The organism is Mesorhizobium sp. M1348 (genome assembly GCF_040317925.1).
GTDB lineage: Bacteria > Pseudomonadota > Alphaproteobacteria > Rhizobiales > Rhizobiaceae > Mesorhizobium.
In genome coordinates, this window is sequence record NZ_JAMYLH010000018.1 from 120,201 (window position 1) to 126,794 (window position 6,594).

Genomic DNA, 6,594 nt, shown 5'->3' on the forward strand with positions numbered 1-6,594 from the left:
GTCAGGCGCTCCTCTCGGGTGCTTTGTCGCTACGCGCCGGCGGGTCGGTTCGGTACCAGCCGGTGATGATCGAACGCAGCTCGTTGATCGGGCCGGCGGCCAGGATCATCAGGATGTGGACGACGAAGAAGGCGACGAGCAGCAGCATCACCGTGAAGTGGATGGTGCGCGCCGTCTGCCGGCCGCCGAGTACGTCGTTCAGGAATGGCAGCACCGAATCCATGCTCGGCGACATGGCAAGGCCGGTGATGATCATCAGCGGCAGCAGCAGGAACAGCACGCCGCCATAGGCCATCTTCTGCAACGTGTTGTATTCGCGCTTGTGGTGGAATCTGAACCTGGCGTGCTCGACGATGTCTCGCGGCAGGCGCCTGATATCATCGAGGCGCGGGGCAAGATCGCGGCGCAAATGGCCGTTGATCAGACTGGCGACCAGCCAGACCAGCAGCGTGGCCGTCAGCACCCAGGCAAAGAAGAAGTGGACGACGCGCGCGGTGCCGAGATCGTAGTAGGAAGGGATCGTCGCCCAGGACGGGAAGGCGCGGGAGGTCTCCTGGCCGGCCGGACCCGACCAGCCTAGTACGCCGGTGGTATCGAAGCGCTTGCCGAAGATTTCGGTGTAGCCGCGCGGGCCGCTTGCGGTGTTCTCGGCGCCGATGGCGAAGATGGTGTTGTTGTAGCCAAAGCCCGACTCCTTGCCGATGTAGAGCTGCGGGCGGGCGTTGAAGATCTGCAGCCCGGAGAGCAGCATGAAGAACAGCGCGATCGCCCACAGCCAATGCGTCAGCCGTGTCCAGCGCGACTGGCGATAGATCAGCGTCGCATCCGTCGAAGCAGCGCCATCTGCTCCGGTGCTGGCTTCGCCTCTGGCAACCGATTCCATCTGTTGTTCCCTCCGGCCGCGTGTTCGCCGCGGCCTGTCAGATCTCTTCTCCTCCCAATACGTCGCCAGCTTAAGCGATGTTTCACCCGATCACGGATTTATTACGGACTGCCGAGGCTGACGGCGAGATTGACCGCGGCTGCCACGATGACCGTGTTGAAGAAGAACGACAGGATCGAATGCACAAGCACGACACGGCGCATTTGCGAGGTCGTGATGTTGGTGTCGGCGGTTTGCGCCGTCATGCCGATCACTGTCGCAAAATAGAGGAAATCCGAGCCTTCCGGCCGTTTGCCGCCCGGGAAGTCGAGGCCGCCGACCGGAATTTTCTTTTTGGTGTCGCCATCCATCGCATCGCCGTCCAACCAATAGAGATGCGCGTAGTGAAGCGCCGCCATCGCATGGATGGTCAACCAGCCAAGCGGGATAGACAACAACGCCACCGTAAGCTCGACGGGATCCGCGCTCTTCTCCCTGTTGATCAATTGAAACAACGAAACGATGGCAATGGCGACCACAACCAGCGTGACCGCGAAGATGGCCAGTACCGGCAGGTCCGTGTCGCCTGCATTCTTGCGCAGATAGCTGCCGGTAAGCCGCGGCATGTGGGCGACGACAAGACAGAGATAGGCGGCAAAGAACACATTGGCGCCGATCGAATAGGCAAGCGGCGCACGCCAGATCAGCGCTGCGCCAAAGGCTGCCACGCCGATGCAGGCCGACAGCGCGAACGGCGTGTGGCGTTGCATGGGCATTTTGGTCGGGGTACCGGTCGTCATGGTTCTCAGTCCGCTGAGGCCGATTTCAGCGCTCGCCGCAAGATGCGGTCAAGTTCGCCAAGGAATCGCGAGCGGTCCTGCGGCGCGAAGCTCGAATTGTAGCCCTTGCTTTCGCCAGTCTCGCGCAGGTGCTGCTTGAGGTCGCGCATCGCCACCGCCATGCCGATCGTTTCCGGCGTAAATGGGCGTCCCGTCGGGCCGAGCACATGGGCGCCAAGCGCCACCGCACGGGCGGCAAGCGGGATGTCGGCGGTCACCACAATGTCGTTGGACCGGGCATTTTCGACGATCCAGTCGTCGGCGGCGTCCGCACCCTTGGAGACGACGACATTGCGGATCATCGGATCGCGCGATGGACGCAAGCCGCCATTGGAGACGAAGGTGACGACGATGCCGTGCCGCTCGGCGACTTTTTCGACCTCGGCCTTCACCGGGCAGGCATCGGCATCGACGAGAATGGCGGGTGCGGGCATCGTTGTTCCAAATGTGAAAGAGCCGGGCGGCGTCGCCCGGCTCGATCGATGATAGTCGAGCAGCTACTAGGCCGGCAACGCGCCGGATCTCTTCGCCGTCCAGGTGGCGATAAAATCCATCAGGCCGGGATTGAGGCAATCATAAGGTTCGAGCCCGATCGACTTCAGCTGTGATCGGATACCGTCCATGCGGCGCGGATCGACACCGGATTCGATGATCGACGAGACGAAGGCGGTGAAGCCCGGAGGCGACCAGCCATCCTCCTGGAAGCGCTCCGGATGGATGAACGAAAGCCCCTTGAAAGCGTGGTCGCGCTCGACCGGGCCGTGCATGTGGACGCCGCAGCCTGTGCAGGCATGGCGCAGGATCAGCGCGCCCGGATCGACGATCTTCAGCTTGTCGCCGTTTTCGGTCACCGTCACGTCGCCCGTACCGGCAACCGCCACGACCGAGAACAATGCGCCTTCCGGCTTCCAGCATTTGGTGCAGCCGCAGGCATGGTTATGGGCGATCTGGCCCTTGACCTTCACCTTGACCGGGTTGCTGGTGCAGGCGCAGACTAGCGTCCCGCCGGCAAAATCGGCCTTTTGCCTGGGCAGTCCATTGTCGATCTTAGGATGCAGTTTTTCCGGCATTTTTATTTCCTCCCTTGGTTCTATGCTGGTTCCGTTTCGATTACCGCTTCATTCTCCATACGGTGTTCTTGCTTGACGCGCTCAACCACCTTGAGCGCTTTGCTCAGATATGTATCGCGCACGAGAAACGATATTTCTTCTCTGCCGCGGTCGATCTCATCATCGAGGTCGATGCGAACGCGGTTGTTATTCCTAAGCGCTACCCAAAGATGTTCGCCGAATTGCCAGCTCTGCATACTGAGCGACTCGCTGAAATTCGGATATCGGATCCGAACCCGGATCAGTACCTCCTTCAATAGACTACCACGCTCCTGATCGACTTGCCTTCATGCATCAGGTCAAAGCCCTTGTTGATGTCCTCGAGCTTCAGCGTGTGGGTGATCATCGGATCGATCTCGATCTTGCCATCCATGTACCAGTCGACGATCTTCGGCACGTCGGTGCGGCCGCGCGCGCCGCCGAAGGCGGTGCCCATCCAGGTGCGGCCGGTGACCAGCTGGAACGGCCGCGTCGAGATCTCCTGGCCGGCGCCGGCAACGCCGATGATGACCGACTTGCCCCAGCCGCGATGCGACGATTCAAGCGCCTGCCGCATGACTTTGGTGTTGCCGGTGCAGTCGAACGTGTAGTCGGCGCCGCCGATCTGGTCGGCGCCTCGCTTGGTCATGTTGACGAGATGAGCCACGACATCGCCGTCGATCTCCTTCGGATTGACGAAATGCGTCATGCCGAATTTCTCGCCCCATTCCTTCTTGTCGTTGTTCAGGTCGACGCCGATGATCATGTCGGCGCCGGCAAGGCGCAGGCCCTGGATGACGTTGAGGCCGATGCCGCCGAGGCCGAAGACGACGGCCGTCGCGCCTTGCTCGACCTTGGCCGTGTTGATCACAGCGCCGATGCCGGTGGTGACGCCGCAGCCGATGTAGCAGATCTTGTCGAACGGCGCGTCGGCATTGACCTTGGCCACCGCGATCTCGGGCAGCACGGTGAAGTTGGAAAAGGTCGAGCAGCCCATATAGTGGAACAGCTTGTCCTTGCCGATCGAGAAGCGCGAGGTGCCGTCGGGCATCAAGCCCTGTCCCTGCGTGGCGCGGATCGCGGTGCACAGATTGGTCTTGCGCGACAGGCAGGACGGGCACTGCCGGCATTCCGGCGTATAGAGCGGGATGACATGGTCGCCCTTCTTGACCGAGGTGACGCCCTTGCCGACGTCGACGACGATGCCGGCGCCCTCATGGCCGAGGATCGCCGGAAACAGGCCTTCCGGGTCGGCGCCCGACAGCGTGAACTCGTCGGTGTGGCAGATGCCGGTTGCCTTGATCTCGACCAGCACCTCGCCATCGCGAGGGCCCTGGAGGTCGACCTCCATGATCTCCAGCGGCTTTCCGGCGGCGACGGCGACAGCGGCGCGCGTTTTCATCAGGCAATCCTCCCAAGACAGTCTGCAATCCAGGTTAGATTTAACTTACCATTCAGCTCTGCGCTATGCACGAAGCGACGTTCCGACCCCGGATTTTCGTCAGCGCCCGCCGATTTGCATCCGGGATAGGCTCCGACTTTGCCTTGACCGGCCCCCTGAAGCCCATAAAACGGGAAGCCCGTAAAAGAAGGGCAGCCGAGGGACGAGGCCTGCATGTTCACAAAGATCCTGGTCGCCAACCGTGGCGAGATCGCCTGCCGCGTGATCAAGACGGCGCGCAAGATGGGCATCGCCACCGTCGCGGTCTATTCCGACGCCGACCGCGACGCTGTGCATGTCGAAATGGCCGACGAGGCGGTGCATATCGGGCCTTCGCCGGCTGCGCAAAGTTATCTGGTCCCGGAAAAGATCATCGCCGCCTGCAAGGCCACAGGAGCAGAGGCCGTGCATCCCGGCTACGGTTTCCTGTCCGAGCGGGCATCCTTCTGCGAAGCGCTGGAGCAGGAAGGCATTGTCTTCATCGGCCCGAAGCCCAAGGCCATCAAGGCGATGGGCGACAAGATCGAATCGAAGAAGTTCGCCAATGCGGCCAAGGTGTCGACGGTGCCCGGCTGGCTCGGCGTCGTCGAAAACGCCGCCCATGCCGACAGAATAGCCGGCGAAATCGGCTATCCCGTGATGATCAAGGCCTCGGCCGGCGGCGGCGGCAAGGGCATGCGCATCGCCTGGAGCCAGGCAGAGGTGCGCGACGGCTTCGACCGGGCGCGGTCGGAAGCCAAAAGCTCGTTCGGCGATGACCGCGTCTTCATCGAAAAGTTCATCGTCGATCCGCGCCATATCGAAATCCAGGTGCTCGCCGACGCGCTTGGCAACACGCTCTATCTCGGCGAGCGCGAATGCTCGATCCAGCGCCGCAACCAGAAGGTCGTAGAGGAGGCGCCGTCGCCATTCCTCGATGCCAAGACCCGCAAAGCCATGGGCGAGCAGTCGGTGGCGCTGGCCAAGGCGGTCGACTACCAGAGCGCCGGGACGGTCGAATTCATCGTCGACAGCGACAAGAACTTCTATTTCTTGGAAATGAACACGCGCTTGCAGGTCGAGCATCCGGTGACGGAACTCGTCACCGGCATCGACCTGGTCGAGCAGATGATCCGCGTGGCAGCCGGCGAAAAGCTCGCCATCAAGCAGAGCGACGTCAAGATGAACGGCTGGGCGGTGGAAAGCCGCCTCTATGCCGAAGATCCGTATCGCAATTTTCTGCCGTCGATTGGCCGGCTGACGAGATACCGGCCGCCGGAAGAGGGAAAATTCGGCGAAATCGTCATCCGCAACGATACCGGCGTCACCGAAGGCTCGGAAATCTCGATGTTCTACGACCCGATGGTCGCCAAGCTGTGCACCTGGGCGCCGACACGGCTGGCGGCGATAGACGCGATGTCGGAAGCGCTGGACAGTTTCGTCGTCGACGGCATCGAGCACAACATACCGTTCCTGGCGGCGCTGATGCAGCATCCGCGCTGGCGGGAAGGTCAGATATCGACCGGGTTCATCGCCGAGGAATACCCCGACGGCTTCGCGCCGATCGTGCCAGACGCCGAGGAGAAAGCGGTGCTGGCCGCGATTGCCACCGCGGTGGAACTGCTGCGCCGCGACCGGCTCGACCGGCTGGGCGGGCGGCTGGCGCCGCATTCGGGTGCCTTGAAACGCGATTGGGTGGTGAAGATCGGCCGGGATTATCTTTCGGTGGCCATCGTCGAAGGCATGATTTCCATTCCGATCGAGCTTGACCTGTCGATCGACGGCGGCGAGCCACTGACGGTGACCTCCGACTGGCGGCCGGGCGATCTCATCTGGCGCGGCACGGTCGGCGGCCGCAAGGTCGCGGCGCAAGTCAGGCCGGTGCTGAACGGGTTCCGCATCGCCTGGAAAGGCATGTCGGTGACAGGTCGCGCCATGCTGCCGCGCACCGCTGAGCTCGAAAGGCTGATGCCTGAAAAAATCGCGCCGGATACCTCAAAGATGCTGCTCTGCCCAATGCCCGGCCTCGTCGTGTCGATCGCCGTTGTCGAGGGGCAGGAGGTCAAGGCCGGCGAGACGCTTGCCGTGGTCGAAGCGATGAAGATGGAAAACGTGCTGCGCGCCGAGCGCGACCTCATCGTCTCGAAGCTCAACGCCAAGCCCGGCGACAGCCTTGCGGTCGATGCGGTGATCATGGAATTCGCGTGAGGCTAAAACCGCCTTGATACTCTTCCAAGGTTGGCGGGACAGTGCCCCCCTCTGTCCTGCCGGACATCTCCCCCTCCAGGGGGGAGATCGGCAGCTTCGGGGACAGTGCCCCTTCTGCACCCTACGAGATTGGCGAAGCCGAGATGACAGCCAATCTCCCCACTAGAGGGGGGAGAT

General features: G+C 62.3%; 7 protein-coding genes. 1 reads left to right on the forward strand and 6 read right to left on the reverse strand.

The genetic code is table 11. The features are described from left to right. Position 1: 1 nt before the first annotated feature. The 6 genes from NKH13_RS25075 to NKH13_RS25100 all read right to left on the reverse strand — a co-directional run bounded on the left by NKH13_RS25075 (position 2) and on the right by NKH13_RS25100 (position 4,191). Positions 2-883 (reverse strand): cytochrome b/b6 domain-containing protein, encoded by an 882-nt coding sequence (locus NKH13_RS25075; protein WP_352719244.1) that lies wholly within the window; start codon positions 881-883, stop codon positions 2-4. A gap of 101 nt (positions 884-984) precedes the next feature. After that, a complete protein-coding gene (locus tag NKH13_RS25080; RefSeq protein ID WP_352719245.1) occupies positions 985-1,662 on the reverse strand; it encodes a DUF1345 domain-containing protein in 678 nt (225 codons plus the stop codon). A 5-nt stretch (positions 1,663-1,667) separates the two neighbouring features. Then, the gene (locus NKH13_RS25085; RefSeq protein ID WP_352454435.1) at positions 1,668-2,135 is read right to left on the reverse strand and encodes a YaiI/YqxD family protein; all 468 of its coding nucleotides are present in this window, start codon (positions 2,133-2,135) and stop codon (positions 1,668-1,670) included. Positions 2,136-2,201: 66 nt separating this feature from the next. Beyond that, positions 2,202-2,771: an S-(hydroxymethyl)glutathione synthase gene (gene gfa, locus NKH13_RS25090; protein WP_352719246.1), complete on the reverse strand. Its 570-nt coding sequence runs from the start codon at positions 2,769-2,771 to the stop codon at positions 2,202-2,204. 20 nt (positions 2,772-2,791) lie between these two features. Then, on the reverse strand, positions 2,792-3,067 hold the full coding sequence (locus NKH13_RS25095) for a hypothetical protein (protein ID WP_352719247.1): 276 nt from the start codon (positions 3,065-3,067) through the stop codon (positions 2,792-2,794). After that, positions 3,064-4,191 carry an S-(hydroxymethyl)glutathione dehydrogenase/class III alcohol dehydrogenase gene (locus tag NKH13_RS25100; protein ID WP_352915071.1) on the reverse strand — a complete coding sequence of 376 codons (1,128 nt, stop codon included), beginning with the start codon at positions 4,189-4,191 and terminating at the stop codon, positions 3,064-3,066. Before NKH13_RS25100 ends, NKH13_RS25095 begins: the two co-directional genes overlap by 4 nt. 213 nt (positions 4,192-4,404) lie before the next feature. Here NKH13_RS25100 and NKH13_RS25105 point away from each other — a divergent pair, with 213 nt between their 5' ends. Next, positions 4,405-6,417 (forward strand): acetyl-CoA carboxylase biotin carboxylase subunit, encoded by a 2,013-nt coding sequence (locus NKH13_RS25105; RefSeq protein WP_352915074.1) that lies wholly within the window; start codon positions 4,405-4,407, stop codon positions 6,415-6,417. The last annotated feature ends 177 nt before the right edge of the window (positions 6,418-6,594 follow it).